This is a genomic window from Methylomonas sp., from assembly GCF_023228165.1.
Classification (GTDB): Bacteria; Pseudomonadota; Gammaproteobacteria; order Methylococcales; family Methylomonadaceae; genus Methylomonas.
The window spans coordinates 1-22,357 of sequence record NZ_JALOBS010000026.1; the positions used below are offsets into that span (position 1 = coordinate 1).

The following is a 22,357-nucleotide window of genomic DNA, read 5'->3' on the forward strand; positions in this document are numbered from 1 at the left end:
CCAGTCCGGCCGAAAAATGTCCGCCGGAAATACTCACGGTATGCGTCAAATACTCCCGTACCTCATCCGCCAACGGCTTCAGCTGCTCTTTGGACAGGGCGCGGACGTCCGCCGGGTTGTGGATAGTGTCGAGTAAGGGGGAATTTCCTGAAAATGTCATACTGCTAAAGCTTCCTTCTAACTAGGGTCTACGCGCGAATTGCAATGAAAATTAGTGTGTCCGTTCGATAATGTATAAGGACAGTTCACGCAATAAGTCGGCTTCGCTACCGAAGCCGACCAGACTGGCAACGGCTTGTTCGTGCAATTCCTGGGCTTTTTGCTTGGCACCGGCCATGCCTAGTAAGGCCGGGTAGGTGGGTTTGTCGTTATCGACGTCCTTGCCTTGGGTTTTGCCGAGCGTGGCTGTGTCGCTTTCCACGTCCAAAATATCGTCTTTCACCTGGAATGACAGGCCGATGCATTTGGCGTAATGGTCCAGGTTTTTGGCAACCACTGGATCCAGGTCGGGTTTGGACAACGCCGCCATGTTGACGCTGGCACGAATCAGCGCGCCGGTTTTATGGATGTGCATGTTTTCCAGTTCCGGCAGATTTAGCTTGGTGCCAACGGAGGCTAAATCGATTGCTTGACCGCCTACCATGCCTTGCGAGCCGCTAGCTTTGGTCAGGTTGCTGATCATTTTTAAACGCGCCGCGGCGTCTACCTGAATGCTGGGGTCGTTGGCCAGTATTTCGAAAGCCAATGCCTGTAGGGCGTCGCCGGCCAGAATGGCGGTCGCTTCGTCGTAAGCTTTATGGCAAGTGGGTTTGCCGCGACGCAGATCGTCGTTGTCCATGGCCGGCAAGTCGTCATGGATCAATGAATACACATGAATAAACTCCACCGCGCAGGCTGGGCCATCCAGCACATCTTCGCTCAAACTCAACGCCTGACCGGTGGCATAAGTCAGCAGCGGGCGGGTACGTTTTCCGCCGTTCAATACGGTATAGCGCATGGCTTGATGCAGCTTTTGCGGCAAAATGTTGTCGCCGGGCAGACGGGCATCCAAGGCGCGTTCGACACGGTTTTGGCAGGCAGTCAGGTAGGCTTTTAATTTACTCATCGTTAAAGGGCTCCAGGCTTTGTTGGCCGTTTTTTTCTAATAATACGTGTACTTTTTGTTCGGCTTCCTGCAGAGCTTGCTGGCAGGTGCGGGTCAGCTTAATGCCGCGTTCGAAGGATTTTAAGGACTCTTCCAATGAAAGTTCGCCGCGTTCCATTTGCTCAACCAGTTGCTCCAATTCTTCCATCGCCTCCTCAAAATGGGATGCGCTTTTGCGTCTTGACATGTTATATAGCTTGCGGTGTTCAAAAATGACCAAGCATTATAGTATGTTTTTCCTGGCACCGAGCATCCAAGAACAATAGACGAAAAAATAGTCGGTTATCAATGGGATAAGGTCCGTGCGGTCAATTGGTTGATCGTAAAGGAACTTTGTGGCGCTAAAAAAGGGTCGATTTATGGGCTGTTTGGCGCGTAAATTCACCGGTTCGCTATGCCGGTGGTCGAAAATCGACAGCCATTTGACGCCATCGCGTCGATTTTTTGCCTATCGATCTTAAGTGTTCCGCCTATGCCGACTGTTGAGATACTTTCAATAAATAGCTAAAAATTAAGCGTGCGGACTAGGCGCTTGTCCGCGAATGCCGTCCCAGAAAAAAAGCCGTGTAGTACCGAAACGGGAAGGGCGGTTGTTTTCTCGTTCTGTCGATGTGATTAGGGTAGTTGCGCAGCAATTCAGCTTTAATTTTCCAGACGGCCAACTTACCCCTATACTACGCCACAGTTTTGCCGGCCATTTCAGAACGAACGGCGGCAATTTAAACCCTACGAGAATTGCTAGGCCGTAGCAGTAATGCCCACATCATGCGATATACCCCTTAAGTCCGTCATTGCCGGAAACCGCCGTAAGCTTAAATCCTGTCGCTGCGATGGACGCTTTTAAGGTAAGCGATAATAAATAATGTCATATTTTTATGTAATATCAATGCATTAAGTGAGTGCCTGGCATTTTAGTATCCATTTACAGCCAATGATGAGTAACAATGAGTAACGAATACAATGCGGCGGCGATCGAGGTCTTAAGCGGTCTCGATCCTGTGCGTAAGCGACCGGGGATGTATACCGACACCACCCGCCCCAACCATTTGGTACAGGAGGTGTTGGATAATAGCGTTGACGAAGCTTTGGCCGGTCACGCCGACAGTATAAACGTGACCTTATACAAAGACGGATCGGTGCGGGTGGTCGACAACGGTCGCGGTATGCCGGTGGACATGCATCCCGAACAGGGTCTGCCTGGGGTGGAAGTGATCCTGACTCAGTTGCATGCCGGCGGTAAGTTCTCCAATAAAAACTATCAATTTTCCGGCGGTCTGCATGGTGTTGGCGTGTCGGTGGTTAACGCGCTCTCCGAAAAGCTGCTGGTGGAAATCAAGCGCGGTGGCGGTATTTACCAGATGGAGTTTGCCGGCGGCGATAAAGTCAGCGAATTAGCGCAAACCGGCTCGGTAGGCAAAAACAATACCGGTACCAGCGTACAGTTTTGGCCGGACGGCAAATATTTCGATTCGAACCGGGTGTCGGTGTCCAAACTCAAGCATGTGCTACGGGCCAAGGCGGTACTGTGCCCGGGTTTGAAGATCAGCCTGAAGTCGGAACTCAGCGATGAGCTATTCGAGTGGTGTTATCAGAACGGATTGCAGGAATATTTGCTGGATAGAGTCGGCGACGCGGAAATATTTCCGCAGCCGCCGTTCATGGCCAATATGGCGGCCAGTAACGAAGCAGTGCAATGGGGCATAGTCTGGACGCCGGACAGCTTGTCGGAAACCATAAACGAAAGTTATGTGAATCTGGTGCCTACCGCCCAGGGCGGTACCCATGTTAATGGCCTGCGGGCCGGTTTGACCGAGGCCATGCGGGAGTTTTGCGATATCCGCAACCTGTTGCCGCGCGGGGTCAAGATTGCCCCGGAAGATGTCTGGGAAAGCTGCCATTTCGTGTTGTCGGTAAAGTTGGAGGATCCGCAATTTTCCGGGCAAACCAAGGAACGGCTTAGTTCCAGGGAATGCGTGACCTTCGTCTCCGGTGTCGCCAAGGACAGTTTCAGTTTGTGGTTGAATCAGCACCCTCAGGAAGGCGAAAAAATCGCCGAGATTATCCTGGCCAGTGCCCAAAAACGCTTGAAGTCCAGTAAGAAAATCATTCGCAAAAAAATTACCAGTGGCCCGGCCTTGCCCGGCAAGCTGGCGGATTGTTCCGCGCAGGATATCAGCCGTACCGAATTGTTTCTGGTGGAAGGCGATTCGGCCGGCGGTTCGGCTAAACAAGCCCGCGACCGCGAATTTCAAGCCATCATGCCGTTGCGCGGCAAGATTCTGAATACTTGGGAGGTCGATTCCGGCGAAGTAATGGCCTCGCAAGAAGTGCACGACATTGCAGTGGCGCTGGGTATCGAGCCGGACAGTGACGATTTACAAAATCTGCGCTACGGCAAAATCTGTATTCTAGCCGATGCTGATTCCGACGGTAACCACATCGCCACCTTGATCTGTGCGTTGTTTTATCGGCATTTCAAAGCCTTGGTCAAGGCCGGGCATGTGTTCGTGGCCATGCCGCCGCTGTATCGGGTCGATGTCGGTAAAAAGGTGTTTTATGCCTTGGACGAATCGGAACGCCTCGGGGTGCTGGCCCGGATAGAAGCGGAAAAACTCACCGGTAAGGTGAATATTCAACGCTTCAAAGGGTTGGGTGAAATGAATCCCTCGCAGTTGCGCGAAACCACTATGAATCCGGACACCAGGCGTTTGGTGCAACTGACTATACTCGAAAACGACGATACCTTTGAGCAGATGGATTTATTGCTGGCCAAGAAACGCGCCGGCGACCGCAAGAGTTGGCTGGAAGATAAGGGTAATTTGGCGCAGGTTTGATGCTACTTTACCAGTGCTAAATCTTACGCAACGACGCATTAATTTTTACAACGGAATATCATGATCGAACTCGGCAAACTCAACACGCTGACCATCAGTAATCAGCGCGACAATCAGGCCTATTTGGATGGCGGCGAACTGGGCGAAATTGCGCTTGTCGACAAGGATGTCAAAGGCCAAGTCGGAGACAGCCTTCAGGTGTTTGTTTATATAGACGGCAAGAATCAGACTATTGCGACGACGCAAAAACCTAAGGCTCAGGCCGATGAAGTGGCTTGGTTGAAGGTGGTGTCGTTAAGCCATGCCGGGGCGTTTTTAGACTGGGGTTTGCCCAAGGATTTGTTGCTGCCGTTTAGCGAACAAAAAGGCAAAATGGTGGAAGGACGCAGTGTGTTGGTGCGTTTGTTTCTGGATGAAAACAACCGCATTGCCGCTTCGATGTTGCTGGACGATTTTATTCAGGATGAAGCGTTTTATTACAAAGACGGGCAGGCGGTCACCTTAATAATTGCCGATGAGACCGCGCTGGGTTTTAAAGCCGTGGTGGATCATAAATATTGGGGGGTTTTGTATAAAAACGAAATTTTCCAGCCCTTGCAGCGCGGGCAGATATTGAGCGGATTTATCAAAAAAGTCCGTCCCGACCGTAAGTTGGATTTGATTTTGAGCCGGGAAAAATATGGCCAAAAAGTCGATAGCACGTCCGAGAAAATTCTGGCCGTGCTGGAAAAGCATGGCGGGTATATCGGCTTGACAGACAAGAGCCCGCCGGAAATGATCTATGACACGTTTGCGGTCAGTAAAAAAGTGTTTAAGCAAGCTATCGGTGGATTGTATAAACAACGCCGGATCGTCATAGAGGATAAGGGCATTCGCCTGGTCGGCAAAGACTAGCTGGAGCGGCCTAATTGGGCGTGATAACCGCTGTTCACGCCCAAACAAGCGGTAAGGTTAAAACTCCAGTCTGGCGCCGAGCATTAATTTATTGCTGTTGATGCTGCTATAACTTTGTAAGGTCTCGTAGGCCAAAAACGCCGACATGCCGCCGGCAAACACGCTGGAAACTTCCGCGCCGAAAGTATAGTAATCGCGGGAGGGGCCTTCACTGGTCATCACGAAGGTTTGATTAAGTGGATCGTTAATGAAGCCAGCCTGGATTTGGCGCTGTCCGTCCTTGAACTGGTGGTGCCATTCGCCGCGTAGTTGCGGTATCAAGACGCCCCAGGGAAAGCTGATCGCATAGGAGGATTGTATGCCGACAGTCGACGTTAATGATTCTATGCTTTGTTTGCCGAATCTTACCGCGTAAAGGCTGCCGGATTCGCTGTAACCGTCGATATCCAGATTCATGTATTCGCCGCGCACATAAGGGGCGATAGTCAGTGCTTGGAAATTAAAATCGTAGCCGCCGCCCCAACTAAAGGCATATTGGCCGCCGTTAGGCGAGGCTTTGGCGACAGACGATTGTCCGTTTACCGTGATGTTGCGGTTGGTGTCGTAGTTAAAGCCGCCGTAGGAGGCAGTGGCCTCCACATGGGCGTCATCGGTAATGTTGTATGCGGTGTAAATCGTCCCGGTATAGCTGTCGTTAGTGGTCTCGCCGCGTCCGGCATTGAAGCTGGCGTTATTGTGCCGATACGAGAAGGAACCGCCCGCCACCCAATTATCTTTTAGGCGGTAATCGGCGCCAAACACAAAATTATGGTTGTCGAACTTGAACCCGGGTTGGCTGAAGGTGTTGTCTCTGGAACCGAAGTCGCTGTCAACTTTGCTCCAAAAGTTTAGTCGCGGAATTTCGATATCGCCGGAACCGCCGCCCAGATGCTTTTTTTGATTTAAACCGAAATAATTGGAAGGCTGGGTAATTTTTCCGCCGTTGATCCGGGTCGCCATGGAGCCCATGGAGAATATTTGGTCGGGGGTGATGCTCTGAATGCTTTCCTGCGTGTAACTGGTGCTACATATAGGCGGGATGTCACTTGAATCTATGGCCTCGTTCGATAACAGATCGTCATAGATAGTAAAGCAGTTGTTTAAGGCCCCTCCAGCAGCCTGTTGATTCGGATTAACGCTCTGGGCTAAAACCGAACTTCCCAAAAATAGCGACCCTAATCCCATCAGTATTTGTCGGGATTTGTCGTACGTCTTGACCCTGTTTGATGGCAATGTTGCAATTGCTGATGATCGGGTGAGGTGCCGCATGATGAACTCCATTAACAAAATATATTCGGGAATGGCCAAATTATAGAGTAAGTTCACGGTAATGCCGACTGAAATAATGTTTCGCGCTCGGTAACTACAGGTTGGAACGGAGTTTGGCCTGTAAATTGAGTAAGCCTTTATGGGTCGGATATGCCTCCAAGCCATCCTGGACTTTTTTCAAGGCCGTTGAGCGGTCGTTTCTTTCATAGGCTTCCCACGCTTGTTGTTCCAATGTATCGGCGATACCTATGATGCCGTTGGTAGCGGCTTTATTGTAAGGATCAATTTTCAGCACTTCCCGGTAAGCCCATAAGGCGTTGCTGCCGGTGGGCGCGGTCAGGTAACCGACATCGGCGTGAATGCTGGCCAATTCCAGTAGATCCTTGATTTTTTGTTGTTGTTCCGGCGATAGTTGTACGCTTACTTTAGGCGTTTCAACTACCTTGGGCGGGGCGATCATGCTCAAATAAACGTTGGCAGCGACCAAGCTAAACGCGAAAACTCCCGCCCCCCATAAACCGTAAAATACCGTGGACCGTGGACCCAATGCAGACAAAAATGCATCCACGGTCTTGGTGCGCGCGGATTGCTCAAAAGCCAGTGCTTTCTGCAGGCCCTTGAATTGTCGGCGAGATAATTTGGCAATGGGCTTAGGCTGTAGATTTACTTCCTGGGCTTTTTCGGCAGATAAACGTCCGAAAGGGTGTTTGCCTGTCAAAAGTTCGTAACTGACGCAAGCCAGGGCATAAATGTCGTCGCGCGGATCCGGGTCGCTGCTTTGCAGTTGCTCCAGGGAAGCGTAAGACGGGGTAAATGCGCCTAGCGAACGGGCATTGAAGACAGTGGCGTCTTGATGATCTTTATCGCCACGGCCGATGGCGCAGGCGATACCGAAATCCAGCACTCTGACCTCTCCGCTTTCATCGATAAATACGTTGCCGGGTTTAAAATCCGAATGCACGATGTTTTTTTTATGCGCGTGCCGCAGGGCGTCGGCCATGGCGTGAATAATCGGCCAGGCCTGTTTATACGGCATACCATCCGGATATTCCTTGATCAGATGGCTCAGCGGTTTACCCTGCAGATATTCCATGGACATAAACACATGGCCGCCATCCCGGTCGAAATCGTATACTTTGATTATATTGGGGTGGGATAAAGTTTGCGCGCGTTTGGTTTCGCGTTGCAGAGACACCAGAGCCATGGGGTTGGCCTGAAAATCCTGATTCAGTACTTTCAACGCCACGTAAGGCTCTTTGTCCTGGGCTTCGATTTTGCGTAAATCGGTGGCCTTAAACACCATGCCCATGCCGCCGACGCCCAGCAGTTGTTGCAGTACAAAACGGTTTTTCAATGTGCTGCCGACCGTTAACTCCTCGTGGGGATGAGATTCCCGCAAGCCATTCAGCAGCGATTCCGTGTCCATGATGGTGGGCGGCTCGGTGGCGGTGTGCGGGTCCTGAATAAGCGTGGCATCCTGGTTGTTTAAAGCGCGAGACGCAACAGCGGTTGGGTGTTTGGTTGGCGGCGCGATTTGAGTTTTGTCGCCGAGTTCCGAGTCCAGTGCGGCATAAAATTGTGGCGATAAGCGTCCGGCCCGGTATTCGGATTCCAAATAACGCTTGGCTTCCGCAACGATAGCGTCAGATGCTTGTCCCGTTTGGCGGGCGATTTGCAATAATTGGTCAAAACTGATGTTCGACAGTTGAAAAGCGTTTAATGCTTGGTCAAATGAGTTCATGATGCTGCAAAATGATGGCGTTTAGCCGATTTTAGCCGAAACCCCGGGTGCTGTCGTCCTGGTGAGCATGCTTGAGGATTGATGTGGGTTTATGGGGATGAATGTCCTGACTGGAAACCGCTGCTAAACCGGATTACCATGACGAACCAAGATTATTAATCGATTCGATAAATTTAACCGGGATTTTTTTAGGCATTGAAGTAATGCGCCGTATTGGCAGTTAACGGTTGGCGGCTTCAAAATGGTTAGCTTAATTCCAACTTACATCAGGACATAGAAAATGAAACGACATATATATCCGGTTTTGCTGAACGCCCTGTTGCTGGGTTGCGCCAGCGAACCGCCGGTTCAGCCGCCCCCCCCTCCGCCGACCATCGTGAATTTGCAAATAGAGACATCCGCCGATCTGAATGCCGACATTAATGGTAATGGTGCGCCGGTTATGTTGCGGATCTACGAATTGCGCGAACAAAGTAATTTCAATTCCGCCGATTTTTTTGCCCTCTTTAACAGCGAAAAAGCCACGCTGGCGGCTGATCTAGTTCGCAAACAAGAATTACTATTACAGCCCGGCGAAACTAAGAGCCTGAGTCTGAATCCGGATAACGATGTGCAAGCCATTGGCTTTTTTGCCGGTTTCCGGCAATTGGATACCGCGCAATGGCGGGCCGCGGCAAATGTCAAAGAGCACCAAACTCAAACGCTGCAAATCAAATTGAAAAATAACCAATTAACGGTGGCAAATCCGAATTGACGCCGTTTGTCCGCCGCTTGGTTTGTTTTTGCTGTTTATTGGGCGCTGCCGCTTGCAGTTCGCCGGCTGTAAAGCTGTACGCCCAGGCCGAGCATTTAAACCTGCAAGCATTGGAGTTGTCGGGCGGTCCTTATCGGTTGACGGCTTTTTATCAACCCGGGCAGACCGGCAATAAAACGCTGCATGTATATTTGGAAGGGGACGGTCGGCCGTGGCAACGCGGCAGATGGCCGGCCGCCGATCCCACCACGCACTCATCGTTAATGTTGCCGTTGCTGGGTCTGGATAAAAAGCCTGCATTGTATCTGGGGCGGCCGTGTTATAACGGCCATGCGGCTGATCCTGGCTGTGAAGCCTCGCTTTGGACTTCGGGCCGGTACGGCGAAGCGGTGGTCGCTGCCATGACGGCGGCGCTGGAGCAATTCTGTTCAAGTCACGGATTTCGGCAACTGGTATTGATAGGGCATAGCGGCGGCGGCAGTTTGGCCATGCTATTGGCCGGTCGCCTTTCGCAAACTATTTTGGTGGTGACTTTGGCGGGCAATTACGATATCGATGTTTGGGCCGCATATCATCATTATCTTCCCTTAAACGAATCGCTCAATCCGGCCAGGCAACCCGAGTCCGGTATTCCAGAATGGCATTTTTTGGCGGCACTAGACCGGACCGTACCACCCGATTTGTTTTTATCGGCATTAGCCCGACGCGGCCATGCTCATGTTGAGATTCTGCCGGCGATTGATCATCATGACGGCTGGCTGGAAGTGTGGTCGCAAATACTGAACCGGATCACCGAATAGCATCAGGCATTTGTCGCTATGGCGGTTTTCTGCTATTTTCGATGCAGGATTTGAACTCAACGACAAGGCGGCGGTATGTCTGTAAAGCTTTTTAAAGCGCGAAAATTGGTGCTGGCGATCTCCACTGTTTTATTGGCGTCCTGCGCCCATGAAGCCAGTAAGGAAGAAATGGCTAAGGCCACTGAGGGGTTTGTGATTCAAGACACCGACAAATTATTTGTGGTGGATTGTCTATTGCCTGGGCAGGTGCGTAAATTGGGCTCGCAAATGACCTATTTATCCGCGCGGCGTCCGATACGCACCACGGCAGCCGATTGCGAAGTGCGCGGCGGCGAATACGTGGCTTATGATCGTGCCAATTATGCCAGCGCCTTGAATATATGGTTGCCCAAAGCCAAGGAAGGCGATGCGGCCGCGCAATTGTATGTGGGCGAGATTTTCGAAAAAGGGCTAGGTGAAAAAGCCGACTATCAGGCTGCGGCCCAATGGTATGAAAAAGCCGCCAATCAGGGCAATTTTCAAGCGCAATTAAATCTGGGTCATTTGTACGAGAAAGGCTTGGGTGTAGCGCAAAACAGGGAAACGGCCATGCGCTGGTATCGCAAATCCGCAGGGCTGGATGAAGCTGGATTGCAATTTACCCCGGCGGTCGATGCGCAAACGCTTAGCGCCAACAGTAACGATACCAGCAACGAATTGGCGGCCTTACGAGAAGAAGTCGCCCAATCCCGCCAGGAGGCCGACCAATTACGCCGACAATTGCAAAATACCCGCCAGGAAGCGTTAGATCAACAGGAAAGTCTCCGCAAGGCCCAAGACGAATTGGAAGCCTTACGCACTAAATTGCAGCAGCAAAAGTCGCAGACGCCCGCTGGTTCCAGTGAAGTGTCGGCTTTAGAACAGCAGTTAAAAGAAAAACAAACCCAGTTAAAACGCCAGCAAGCCAAGTTGGGTGCACTGACAAAAACCTTGAGTACGGAACGCAAACGCATGCAGCAGGAGTTGCAAGCCGCCCAACAGCAAAAAACCGTCGACAAAGCTACCGATACCGCCAAGAACGATTTGGAAAACCGTCTCAGTCAGCAAATCGAAACCTATCAAAACCAGTCCGCCGAATTGACCAGCTGGTTAACTTCCGGTAAACAGTTGGATAGAACGAAAGTCGACGCCCGCAAATTGGCGTTGCAGCAACAGGCTCGGGAAATAACCAGCCTGAAAGAAAAGTTGGAGCAAAAGCAACCTACCCAACTGGCTTCCGCCGGCAACGGGCCTAACATCGAACTGCTCGAACCCTCCGTCACCGTGACCCGAGGTATTCCCAGTATTCAGTTCAGTTTGGGAGAAGCCAGCAAACATTTGGTCGGACGCATCGATACCAAGGCGGGTCTGAGCCGGTTGCTGCTGAACGATAAACCGCTGGTGGTCGATGCCAATGGTCAGTTCGAAACCGATCTGGCCTTGCAGGGCAAGGAAACCCTGGTACGTTTGGTCGCTACCGATAAGCGCAATCAAAGCAGTGATCTCAGTCTGCGTTTACTGGCGTCCGATCATACCGAGCAGGCGGCCTACGCCAGCAGCAACATCGCCCAACCCCACCAAGTGGGCGATATTCAGTTTGGTAAGTTCTATGCGCTGATCATTGGCAATGACGACTATAAAGCCTATCCGGATCTGCAAACGCCGATCACCGATGCCAAAAGTCTGGAAGTGCTGTTGCGGGAACGTTATGGGTTCAAAACTAAAATTTTATTAAACGCCAATCGTCACGCCATTATGTCGGCATTGAATGAGCTGAACCAAAAACTCACCGAACAGGATAATCTGCTGATTTATTATGCGGGCCACGGTGAAATCGATCAAAAAACACAAAGCGCCTATTGGTTGCCGGTGGATTCGGAAGTCGGTAATACCGCCAACTGGATTTCCAGTCAAAGTATCACGGAATATCTAAGTATCATGCCGGCCCGGCACATCATGGTAGTGGCCGACTCCTGTTATTCCGGAGCATTGACCGGCTCCGCCGTGGCACGTTTACCGGACGGCATGGACGCAGCCAAACGCGAACGCTGGCTGAAGGCTATGAATAGCCGTAAGGCCCGTACCGTCCTGACCTCGGGCGGGGTGAAGCCGGTCATGGATAGCGGCGGCGGCAATCATTCCGTATTTGCCAACGCGTTTTTAAAAGTGTTACGCGGTAATAAACGGGTGATCGAAGATTACGACATCTTCCGGGATGTGGCCAATCAGGTACGTGTTTCCGCTTCCAAAGCCGGTTTCGAACAAACGCCCCAATATGCGCCCTTGCAACATGCCGGCCATGAAGGCAGTCCCTTCTTTTTTGTTCCCGAGGCTTAAATTTAAATGCAACCAAGCGTTTTATTCGGTAGGTATGAGTTATGGTGTTAATTCTCAGAGTCCTAACCTATAAAGGCTTACCGTCCGATCAGCCCATTAGCGCCCAGTTCGATGGTCAAGGCGGTTCGATTGGTCGGGCGCCGAATAATCAATTGGTTCTGCCCGATCCGGAAAAATTTATTTCCCGGGTGCATGCCAGCATCATTTGCGAAGCCGGGCGGTATTTTATTGAGGACAGCAGTACCGGTGGGACTTATATCAACGACAGTGAAATCCCGCTGCAGCAAAGCAAAGCACCGCTATCGGACGGCGAAAAAATCCGGATAGGCGAATACGAATTGCTGGCGACCATTGCGGAGTCGGCTACGGCTGGTTTTGCCGTCAATATAGAACAACCGGTAAGGCAATTGGATTTGGCCCAAAACAGTGTGCTGGACGGCCCTTTTGTGCCTGCGCAGTCAGACGTATCCCAGCCCAAAGCGGACTTTTTTTCCAGCTTTGTTGAACAACCCGAATCGTCGGCAATTCATCAAAGTTTTACCCCGCCGCAAATTGCCGAAACGCCGGGTAGCGCGGCAGTTGACGATCTGGATTTCGGCGATTTGTTATCCAAACTGGATGAGCTGCCGGGTATTAATAGTCCCGCAGGCAGCAAACAGTCCGCCGATTTGCCGCCCTTGCCGGCTGATTTTTTTGCCGAAGAACAGCCTAAGCCGGAGGAAGCAAGCCCGTTTGAGTTTGCGACTGAGGAGGCTGAAACACCATGGCAGCCATCTAATGAAACCCCGACGGAAGAACCGCAAGTTCCTCCATTCGACATGCCGGAACCCGCGCCGACGACTTTTCAAGAACCGGCAATCGAAGCCGTTTTTCCCGCTCAGCCCGTGGATCGCTCTGAAATAGTCGAGCCGAAGAAATCGACAGCGCAACCCACGCCGGCGGTAAGTGCCGCCGCGGATGACGCACTATTGCGCGAATTTTTGGCCGGAGCCGGTATTAGCGATTCGCATTTTATGCCGCCGGAGCAATGGCCGGCATTGATGAGAACTTCCGGCGAATTATTGCGCAGCATGGTGCAGGGCCTGATGCAGGTACTGAGGGCCAGGGCGGAATTGAAAAGCCAGTTTCGGGTCTCGGTGACAACCATGCGCTCGGTCGATAATAACCCGCTCAAATTCACGCCGAACGTCGACGATGCCATTAAACTGATTCTGGCGCCCACCAACCCGGGGTTTTTGCCGCCCAAACAGGCCGTCAGTGAAGGCTTCAACGACATCATGAATCATCAGATTGCCATGACTGCCGGCATTCAGGCGGCGTTGGCGGAGATTTTACGCAGTTTCGATCCGCAACGGATAGAAAAGACGCAAGCAGAGGGGGTTTTGTTTCAGAAAAAGACCAAATGCTGGGAATATTATGTTGAAAAATACCCGCAGCTCAAGGCGGTCGCTCAGGAAGAATTTTTTGGCGACGCATTTGCCGACGCCTATGAAAAACAAATGCTGTTACTAAGCCGGGCAGCGAAAAATTAATAATCTCCATCGCTTTCGGGCTTGGGAACTAAAATATGTCAGAAAATAATCGGATAGTCTGGTCTGAGGGAATGTTTCTTCGCCCTCAGCATTTTCAACAGCATGATCGCTATATAGAAAGTCTGGTGCGGGGCTTATCCCAGGGGGTCAGGACTTATTTATGGGGATTTTCCCGCCTCAAGCTGGATCAAACCTGTCTGGCCATCGGTAAACTGGGCCTGAGCGAATGCAGTGGGGTGTTTCAGGACGGCACGCCGTTCAATCTGCCGCAGGACGACGATTTACCGTTGCCGCTGGAAGTGCCGGAAGATGAAAAAGCCAGCGTGGTTTATCTGGCCCTACCGTTGCGGCGTTCGGATGCCATCGAAGTGGACAGCGAATCGTATCCCGACAATATGGCCCGCTATCATTTGGGCGAGCGGCAGGTACGCGACCATAACAGCGGCGCGGATGGCCGCTACGATGTGCAAATCGGCAGCCTGAGGCCGCGCTTGATGTGCGACAGCCAGGAGCGTTCCGGCTATGTCTGTTTAGGCGTGGCGCGTATTATCGAACTGCGGGCCGATAAAACCGTTATCTTGGACGATCAATACATTCCGCCGGCCGTGCATTGTTCCAGTGCCGGTATCCTGGCCGGCTTTGCCCGCGAGTTGCAGGGTTTGTTTCATACCCGCGGCGAGGCCTTGGCGGCCCGGGTGGCGGGTGGCGGGCAGGGCGGCGGCGTGGCGGAAATCGCCGATTTCATGTTGCTGCAAATGATCAATCGCTATCAACCTTTGCTGGCGCATTTGGCTAATGCCGCCGCCATGCACCCGGAAGAGTTCTTTCAATTATGTTTGCAGCTGGCCGGCGAGTTGTCGACGTTTTACCGGCCCGGTAAGCGGCCGATGGCTTTTCCAGACTACAAACACGATGATTTGAAATTCAGCTTTATTCCCTTGATCGACGAATTGCGCGGTTTGCTGAGCATGGTGCTTGAGCAAAATGCGGTGCAATTGCCGCTGGCCGAAGTCAAGCCGGGTGTGTACGTGGCCAAGCGTCCGGAAATCAATTTGCTGGAAGGGGCCATCTTCGTGTTGGCGGCCAAGGCGCAAGTCTCTTCGGAACTGATTCGGTCGCACTTCCCGCCGCAAGTCAAAATCGGCCCGGTAGAAGATATACAAACATTAGTCCGTTCGGCATTGCCGGGTATCAGTATCCAGGCCCTGCCGGTGGCGCCGCGGCAGATTCCTTATCATGCCGGTTATTCGTATTTCGAATTGAATAAGCAAAGCGAGCTGTGGGGCAAAATGTCGGCCTCCGGCGGTTTTGCCATTCATATCGGCGGGAGTTTTCCGGAATTGCAGCTCGAGTTTTGGGCCATTAGAAAAGGTTGATAGTCATGAGTGAAAACGATCCCTTCGGACCTTTCGGCGATGATGACCGCACGGTCATCCGGCCCATGCCGGGTGGACGGCGTCCGGCTCCGGCTCAGACGCCTCCGGCGCAACCTGCGCAAACGGTGCAGCCCGCAGCCACTTTTGCGGCGCCCCCACCGCCTCCTTCACCCGCGCCCATGCCGGGATTCAATCCATCCGCGCCGGTAGCCTTGCCGACCTCGGAGTTTCAGCAGAATCCCATGGCGGCGGCGGCATTGTCGATGATTTCACTGGCCAGCCGCTTGCGGCAAACCGCGGTTTATCCGGCGGTGGACGAACTGCGCCAGCGCTTGTCGGCCGAAGTCAGCGGCTTCGAAAATAAGTTATTACAGTCCGGCACCAGTGCCGATCATGTGCGCATGGCCAGCTATGCGCTATGCAGCTTTCTGGATGAAACTATACTCAACACCCCTTGGGGCTCACAGAGTAATTGGGGCCATCAAAGCCTGTTGATTTCCTTTCACAAGGAAGCCTGGGGTGGCGAGAAATTTTTCGACATCATCGGCATGCTGGTCAAACAACCGGCCCAGAATCTGCATTTAATCGAACTGGCTTATTTGTTTCTCAGTTTAGGCTTTCAAGGCAAGTTTCGGATTCTGACTAATGGTCTGAACGAGCTGGAAAAATACCGGCTTGAGCTTTATCAGCTGATAGAGCGGGTGAAGGGCGATTACGAACGGGAACTATCGCCGCGCTGGCAGGGTTTACGCGACGTGCGCAACGCTTTGGTGCGCTACGTGCCGTTATGGGTGGTCGGTGCGGTATTGGGCGTGGCTTTGATTTTGGTTTATATCGGCTTTGTGCTGGCGTTGAACGCCCGGTCGGACCAACTTTTTGCCGAACTATTCGGCTTGGGCAAGCAACCGATCGAAATCGCCCAGACCGCTACCAGCGTGATGCCGGTGCCGGTAGCGAAGCCGGTGGTGCCGGAACGCCGCGAACGCTTTAAGCAATTGCTGGCCAAGGAAATTGCCGCCGATATGGTCGAGGTGGTGGACGACAAATTATTGCGCATCCGTAATTCGTTTGCCTCCGGCAGCGACCAACTCAAACCCGAATTCGAACCCATGCTGAAAAAAATCTCCGACGAACTGGTGGCGGGTAATGACCGGGTATTGGTGACCGGTCATTCCGATAATGTACCGATCCGCTCCGCGCGCTTCCCGTCCAATTGGCATTTATCCACGGCCAGGGCCAAATCGGTCAGCGACGATATGTTGAAGGTGGCGCCGGCGCTGCAAGGCAAAATCCGTTCCGAAGGCCGGGCGGACAGCGAAGGCCTGGTGCCTAACGATACTCCCGAACATCGTGCGATTAATCGCCGTGTCGATTTACTGATTCAGTGAGAGCATAAATGGGCAAGCTCAAAGCATTTTTTACCAATAAATGGGTTATTCAGTTTCTGGGTTTGCTGGCGTTCAGCATCCTGATCTGGCTGGCCGGGCCATTGATTGCCATCGCCGGCAGCGCGCCGCTGGAATCGGAACTGGTCAGGATTTTGGTCATCGCCACCCTGTTTGTCAGCTGGGTGATTTACCGGCTGATCATGCAGATTCGGGCTGGTAACACCGAAAAACAACTGGTCGAGCAATTGGTCACCAACGATGCCGATCAGATTGCCATGGCGTCCGAAGATGAAGTGGACACACTACGGAAAGGCTTTGAAGAAGCCTTGACGGTGTTGAAGCAGTCGCGCACGGAAGCCAAATCCGGCAGCCAGTATATTTATCAATTACCCTGGTATGCCATTATCGGCGCGCCGGGTTCCGGTAAAACCACCGCCTTGATCAATTCCGGTCTGCATTTTCCGTTGGCGGAAAAGCTCGGCAAGCATTCGATCAAAGGCGTCAGCGGCACCCGGAATTGCGACTGGTGGTTTGCCGACGATGCGGTGTTTTTAGATACCGCCGGCCGCTATACCACCCAGGAAAGCCACCAGGCGGTGGATGCGGCCGGATGGGCCGGGTTTTTAAATCTGATCAAAAAACATCGGCCGTTGCGGCCCTTGAACGGTGTCATCGTCGCCACCAGTATTTCCGACCTGTTGCAGCAATCCGAGCAGGAACGGGTCGAACATGCCAAAGCCATTCGCAACCGTATCAACGAACTGTATCAACAGCTGGGCGTGCGCTTGCCGGTGTATTTGCTGTTTACCAAAGCCGACTTGGTAGCTGGATTCAGTGACTTTTTCGCCGATTTAACCCCGGAACAGCGCGCCCAGGTCTGGGGGGAAACCTTCTCCGCCACTACCTTGCAGGGCGACCACGATGTGGTGGGCCAGTATGGCGACGCTTATGCCGAATTGCTGCAGCGTTTGCAAATGCGCACACTCAGACGTATTCAAGATGAGCGGGATATGCAGCGCCGGGCGGCCATTCTGGATTTTCCGCAGCAGATGGCTTTGTTAAAGCCGGCCATGCTGGATTTTTTGCAGGCGACGTTTGCGGTCAATCGTTATGAGCAAGCGGTATTATTGCGCGGGGTGTATTTCACCAGCGGCACCCAGGAAGGCACGCCCATCGACCGGGTGCTGGGCATTCTGGCCGGCGCCTTTCGTCTGGATAGGCAAGCCGCGCCGATGTATAGCGGCAAAGGTAAAAGCTATTTCCTGACCCGTTTGTTAAAGGACGTATTGTTCCCGGAGGCGGAGCTGGCCGGACAAGATCCCAAATTGGCCAAACGTAAACGTTTGATGCAAATGGCCGCGTATATCGGTTCCGGTTTGCTGTTCTTGCTGGTGATTGGTTTGTGGACCGCCAGTTATTTCAACAACCAGTCCATGCTGGATAAGGTAGAGGCGCAGATCGCCGAATACCATGCCCTCAAAAGCAGCGGCAGCGATAGTCAAGGCAATTTCAACGCCTTGTTGCCGCGCTTGAATATCTTGCTGGGCATTCAGGATGTCTATAAAGACAGTGGCATCATGTCCGGCTTCGGCCTCTCGCAAGCCGACAAAATTCAGGCCGCCGCCGAGCATAGTTACGAAACGATATTGCGCAATTATTTTTTACCCGCCATTCAGATGCGTTTGAAGGAACGCATGCAGGGGCAGGAGGCTAACAACCTGGATGTGTTGTACCAGCTGTTGAAAGTTTATTTGATGTTCAATCAGACCGATAAACTCGATCCCGCTACCGCCATGGCCTGGATACGCGCGGATTGGGACAGGCAATACGCGACCGACCCGGAAAGTCTGGGACAGTTGGTGCGGCATTTGGATAATCTACTCAAGCTGCAACTGGACCCGATCCAAATCGATGAAGGCTTTGTCGGCGCAGTACGGAATAAGCTCACCCAGGTGCCGTTGATCGGCCAGATCTATTCCCGCTTCAAAACCGAGGCCTTGATAGACCAGAGTCACGATTTTAAGTTAGGTAAAGCTTTGGGGCCGGACACCACCCGGGTATTCGTGTTGTCGGACGGCAAGGATGTATCGGCTTATACCATTCCGGGTCTATTCACGGCCTACGGTTATACCGAACTGTTTCTAAAAAAAAGTCGGAATTTCGTCAAGGATGCCGTGGAGCAAAATTGGGTATTGGGTAGCCAGTCCAAGGCTGATGTCTTGCAAGTTCAGCAACTGCATGGCGAATTGAAAAAGCTGTATTTAAACGAATACCAGGCGGCCTGGTCCGATTTGCTGGCTAAATTGAAACTGCAATCGGCGATGACTACCAATCAGACCGCGCAAATCCTGGACATTTTGTCGCGCCCGGACGGGCCGTTGCATGCCTTGCTGGCCAGTATCGACGACAATACCGCCCTAAGCCGCTTGAATAAGCAAGTCAGCGATGCATTGGCCAACGTCGCCGATAAAGCCATGGCGGCGGTAGGTGCGGCAGGCAGCCAAACTCTGGCTTTGGCCCAGGATGCCGCCGGTCTGGACAGCGGCCCCGATCCCGTGCAGATGGTGGAAGATAAGTTTGAACCATTGCGTAATCTAGTCGCGGGCGGGCCGGACAAACCGAGTGCCTTGGACCCGGTATTACAACAATTGAAAAGCCTGCGCGATTATTTTTTGCAACTCAGCAGCGCCAATACCGGCGGCCAGGCTTTGCAAAATCAGGCCAATTTATTTAGCGGCGCCGGCATGGATGTCCTGAAACAGGCGCAGTTGGAATTTGCCCGTTTGCCGGAGCCTTTAAAAACCTGGTTTCAGATTATCGTCAATAGCGGCGGCAATAAACTGTCTTCGGCGGCCAAGGCCCAGCTCAGTGATATGGTCAAAACGGGTGTTGCTTCACCTTGCAAAGCCGCCTTGAACGGCCGTTATCCGTTTTCCAGCGCTTCGTCGCAGGACGTACTGCTGGCCGATTTTGCCAAACTGTTTGCCCCATCCGGTTTGATCGACCAGTTTTTTCAAACCAACTTAAAAACCTTTGTCGATATCAGTAAACCGGTTTGGACTGAAATGGCCTCCGAAAAACCGTTGGGTTTGTCGCAAGCGTCGATTCGGCAATTTCAAACGGCCTCCAAAATACGCGATGCGTTTTTTGCGGTCGGCAACATGCCGCAGGTACAGTTCGAATTAAAACCGCAATTATTGGATAACACTGTCGGTACCTTTCGTTTGCAGGTGGAGGGGCAGGAAGCGGTGTATCGGCATGGCCCGGAGCAGTCTATCAGCATGAAATGGCCCGGCCCGAACCCCAGTCAGGGGGTGCGCATAGTATTCGAAACCCTGGATGGCCGCCAGGTCAGCCGCAGCAAGGAAGGTACTTGGGCGTTTTTTCGCTTGCTGGATGAAGCCACCATTGTGCAGGGCAATGCGCCGGAAAGATTTACGCTCACCTTCAAATTGCAAGGCATGAGTGCCAGTTACCAACTGCTGGCCGCCAGTGTTAACAATCCGTTTAATCTGCGGGAATTGCAAGGTTTTCGCTGCCCGGATGCCTTGTGAGTAGGCCGGATTTCGCAGCCGGGTTTTACGGCAAATTACCCAGTCATGGCGATTTTTTATCGCGCCGTTTGCCTCGCCAATTCATAGAGCCTTGGGATCAATGGTTGCAAGGCGGGATCGCCGCCAGCCGTGAGCAATTAGGTAAAGGCTGGCTGGATACCTTCTTGTTTAGCCCGATCTGGCAATTTACTTTGGCGCCGGGTTTGTGCGGCGATGACGCCTGGGCCGGCGTACTGATGCCCAGTGTGGATAAGGTGGGGCGGTATTTTCCATTGACGCTGGCGGCTAAAGTCCAATCGCATCGGCTTAAGGCTTTGTTCGAGCCCGATTGCGGCTGGTTTGATGCTTTGTCTGAATTGGCCTTGTCTTCGCTGGATTACGAATTTGATTTACAGCGTTTCGACGCGGATTTGGAACAGCTTTGTTTGCATGATTTTTTACACGAGGAAGCCGTGCAAACCCCGACCAGGCTGTTACAGCCCGGCTCGGCCAAAGTGGCGATTCAATTTCAATTAGACAATAACACGGAAACGCAGCAGGCTTTTACCGAGCTGGGCGACATGTTAAAAGACCAGTTTTTGGCCCGCTGCAGTGTTTGGCGGTCGGCGGGCAGCGAGGATGAGAAAGCCAGTTTGTTAATGTGCGAAGGCTTGCCGCCGCTGGATGCTTATGTAGGTTTTTTGAACGGCCAATGGCCGCCTCGGGGTTGGCGGTTTTCCAGCGCCAAGGTTAAAAAAAAGCCGGAGCCTGCCGCTAAAGCGTTGGACTTGCCGGTCGAGAAAATTACCGAGCCACCGGCTGAAGACAGTCACCGCGTTGCGAACCCTCCTGTAAGCACGGACCCTGCCACGTACTTTAAAATGCTTGAATCCGCATTGCAGGCCCAAACCAGCCAGCGGCAATGTTTCGGATTGAGCGTAGTGGGTTTACGGCGCAAGCTCAATGAAGATGCGATTCTGGTGCGCGGCGACGCCGGTCTGTGGGCGATTGCCGACGGCATGGGCGGCCATAGTGCCGGTGATGTGGCCAGTCAGGCTTTGGTAGAAGCTTTGGCTAATATTCCTCCCATTGACGATCTGGAACATTACAGCGAACAGGTGGCGTCCAGCTTGCAGCTGGTTAACAGGCAATTGGTGGAGTTGGCCAAGCAACGCGGAAACGCCAGTATTATCGGCAGTACCGTAGTGGTACTGTTGATTTCCGGCAAGCAGTTTGGCTATCTGTGGGCCGGCGATAGCCGCCTATATCGCTATCGGCAAGGCGAACTGAAACAATTGACGTTGGACCATTCGCTTTATAACGAAGCGATTAGTCAAGGCGTGTCGCCGCAGGACGGTAGTTTGGAGGAAGGGCGCGGAAACGTCATTACCCGGGCGGTTGGCGCCGATGCGCAATTACAACTGGATTGGGGGCAGGGGGAGATATGTCCCGGCGATCTATTTATTTTATCCAGCGACGGTCTGGATAAAGAGTTATCCCATGACGACATTGCCGGCTTTTGCGGCAACGGTTCGGTCGAAAACATAACCCGCAGCCTAATCAACGAGGCAGAACAGCGAGGCGGTAGAGACAATATCTCTGTCATTGCTGTTCAGGTTTAAATATACAAACGCTGAATTTAAGAGTGATTGCTGAAATTCTATCCCGTGCAAATCCAAAAGTTAAGGACAAGTGACGACCCATTTCAGCCTGTCGCGTTTGTCCAAACTGGCCAACAAGATACGGCCAGGAAATTTAGTGCAATGACAAGCATGTGCTTTAAAGTTGCCGTTACGATATGTCCGTCATGCCTACGAAATCTTTATCGCGCTACTTTTCGTTCCTGGTTATGGCATTGTTGAGGCTAATAATCTCAGATCAATACTAAACGAACGAAACTAGCATCTTTACACTAAAAATCAGCGAAATAATGGCGAATATCTTTTTTAAATAAACTACAGGCAGACTATGGGAGCGGGCAGCGCCGCAGGGGGTGACAATAGCACTAGCAATCGATATTGCTAAAAATGCCGGCACATTGATGAACCCGAAGACATAGGGATTGCTTAATGAGTCGTGCCAGCCGCTAATCATATAGCCAACAGTACCCGTAACAGCGATTGGAAACCCAACTGCCGACGAAGAACCAATAGCTTTTTTAATGTCCACATTCTTATATCCTAAGTATGCAATCGTAAGGAAACCGCCACCCACTGCGGCAAGTGCTGATACCGATCCGACCGCCACTCCAACCACAATTAGTCCGCCGAAGCTTGTCGGCGTTAGACTAGGGTTTGGTTGCCAATTAATAAACATTTGCATAGCTATAAGTGCCATAAACAGCGCAAAAAATAGGGCAATAAAGGCCGAGCTAACGTTGGCGGCGAGTTGGGTAGTCAGAAATGTGCCAACAATAATTCCCGGCGACATTCCGCGAACGATTTGCCAATCAACCGCACCTCGAGAAGCATGTGCGCGGATACTTGCTGCTGAAGAAATCAGCATGCAAGCCAATGACGTTCCCAATGCCACATGAACTACCTTATCCATGCTAATACCTTGCTGAAGAAAAATTGATGACAGCAAAGGAACCAATATTCCCCCACCTCCAAGCCCCAGCAAACCCGCCATATAACCAACCAAAGCACCCAACACAAAGTAAAACAATATCCATTCAACACCGGGCATATAAAACCAC

Annotated in this window: 16 protein-coding genes; 10 read left to right on the forward strand and 6 right to left on the reverse strand. The window is 52.1% G+C overall.

Annotation, left to right across the window (positions count from 1 at the left end):
* From M0R33_RS17690 to M0R33_RS17700, 3 genes are all read right to left on the reverse strand, one after another.
* Nucleotides 1-160, reverse strand: a 160-nt coding sequence (locus M0R33_RS17690) for a 1-deoxy-D-xylulose-5-phosphate synthase N-terminal domain-containing protein (RefSeq protein ID WP_292572439.1), incomplete at its 3' end; no start/stop codon positions are given.
* A 51-nt stretch (nt 161-211) separates the two neighbouring features.
* On the reverse strand, nt 212-1,105 hold the full coding sequence (gene ispA / locus M0R33_RS17695; RefSeq protein WP_292572292.1) for a (2E,6E)-farnesyl diphosphate synthase: 894 nt from the start codon (nt 1,103-1,105) through the stop codon (nt 212-214).
* Nucleotides 1,098-1,331 (reverse strand): exodeoxyribonuclease VII small subunit, encoded by a 234-nt coding sequence (locus M0R33_RS17700; protein WP_292572294.1) that lies wholly within the window; start codon nt 1,329-1,331, stop codon nt 1,098-1,100. The genes ispA and M0R33_RS17700 overlap by 8 nt, the downstream gene beginning before the upstream one ends.
* 757 nt (nt 1,332-2,088) lie before the next feature.
* Here M0R33_RS17700 and parE point away from each other — a divergent pair.
* Nucleotides 2,089-3,978: a DNA topoisomerase IV subunit B gene (parE, locus tag M0R33_RS17705; RefSeq protein WP_292572297.1), complete on the forward strand. Its 1,890-nt coding sequence runs from the start codon at nt 2,089-2,091 to the stop codon at nt 3,976-3,978.
* Between the two features lie 60 nt (nt 3,979-4,038).
* Nucleotides 4,039-4,872 carry a S1-like domain-containing RNA-binding protein gene (locus M0R33_RS17710; RefSeq protein ID WP_292572300.1) on the forward strand — a complete coding sequence of 278 codons (834 nt, stop codon included), beginning with the start codon at nt 4,039-4,041 and terminating at the stop codon, nt 4,870-4,872.
* Nucleotides 4,873-4,929: 57 nt separating this feature from the next.
* Here the strand turns inward: M0R33_RS17710 and M0R33_RS17715 are convergent, their stop codons facing one another.
* Together M0R33_RS17715 and M0R33_RS17720 are read right to left on the reverse strand one after the other, a co-directional pair.
* A complete protein-coding gene (locus M0R33_RS17715) occupies nt 4,930-6,096 on the reverse strand; it encodes an autotransporter outer membrane beta-barrel domain-containing protein (RefSeq protein ID WP_292572303.1) in 1,167 nt (388 codons plus the stop codon).
* 178 nt (nt 6,097-6,274) lie between these two features.
* Nucleotides 6,275-7,921, reverse strand: a complete 1,647-nt coding sequence (locus tag M0R33_RS17720) for a serine/threonine-protein kinase (RefSeq protein WP_292572306.1) — start codon at nt 7,919-7,921, stop codon at nt 6,275-6,277.
* 280 nt (nt 7,922-8,201) lie between these two features.
* Between M0R33_RS17720 and tssJ the strand changes: the two genes are divergently transcribed.
* The 8 genes from tssJ to tagF all read left to right on the forward strand — a co-directional run bounded on the left by tssJ (nt 8,202) and on the right by tagF (nt 21,281).
* Entirely contained in the window at nt 8,202-8,675 is a 474-nt protein-coding gene (tssJ, locus tag M0R33_RS17725) for a type VI secretion system lipoprotein TssJ (protein WP_292572309.1), read from the forward strand.
* Nucleotides 8,672-9,475 carry an alpha/beta hydrolase gene (locus tag M0R33_RS17730; protein WP_292572312.1) on the forward strand — a complete coding sequence of 268 codons (804 nt, stop codon included), beginning with the start codon at nt 8,672-8,674 and terminating at the stop codon, nt 9,473-9,475. The genes tssJ and M0R33_RS17730 overlap by 4 nt, the downstream gene beginning before the upstream one ends.
* A 75-nt stretch (nt 9,476-9,550) precedes the next feature.
* Entirely contained in the window at nt 9,551-11,830 is a 2,280-nt protein-coding gene (locus M0R33_RS17735; protein WP_292572315.1) for a caspase family protein, read from the forward strand.
* Nucleotides 11,831-11,871: 41 nt separating this feature from the next.
* Nucleotides 11,872-13,362, forward strand: a complete 1,491-nt coding sequence (gene tagH / locus M0R33_RS17740) for a type VI secretion system-associated FHA domain protein TagH (RefSeq protein WP_292572320.1) — start codon at nt 11,872-11,874, stop codon at nt 13,360-13,362.
* A 35-nt stretch (nt 13,363-13,397) separates the two neighbouring features.
* On the forward strand, nt 13,398-14,738 hold the full coding sequence (tssK, locus tag M0R33_RS17745; RefSeq protein WP_292572323.1) for a type VI secretion system baseplate subunit TssK: 1,341 nt from the start codon (nt 13,398-13,400) through the stop codon (nt 14,736-14,738).
* 5 nt (nt 14,739-14,743) lie between these two features.
* Nucleotides 14,744-16,126 (forward strand): type IVB secretion system protein IcmH/DotU, encoded by a 1,383-nt coding sequence (gene icmH / locus M0R33_RS17750; RefSeq protein ID WP_292572327.1) that lies wholly within the window; start codon nt 14,744-14,746, stop codon nt 16,124-16,126.
* Nucleotides 16,127-16,134: 8 nt separating this feature from the next.
* Nucleotides 16,135-19,680, forward strand: coding sequence for a type VI secretion system membrane subunit TssM (tssM, locus tag M0R33_RS17755; protein ID WP_292572330.1), 3,546 nt, complete (start codon nt 16,135-16,137; stop codon nt 19,678-19,680).
* The gene (tagF, locus tag M0R33_RS17760) at nt 19,677-21,281 is read left to right on the forward strand and encodes a type VI secretion system-associated protein TagF (RefSeq protein ID WP_292572333.1); all 1,605 of its coding nucleotides are present in this window, start codon (nt 19,677-19,679) and stop codon (nt 21,279-21,281) included. Before tssM ends, tagF begins: the two co-directional genes overlap by 4 nt.
* A gap of 262 nt (nt 21,282-21,543) precedes the next feature.
* Here tagF and M0R33_RS17765 read toward each other — a convergent pair whose 3' ends face one another.
* Nucleotides 21,544-22,347 (reverse strand): sulfite exporter TauE/SafE family protein, encoded by an 804-nt coding sequence (locus M0R33_RS17765; protein ID WP_292572336.1) that lies wholly within the window; start codon nt 22,345-22,347, stop codon nt 21,544-21,546.
* Nucleotides 22,348-22,357: the final 10 nt, after the last annotated feature.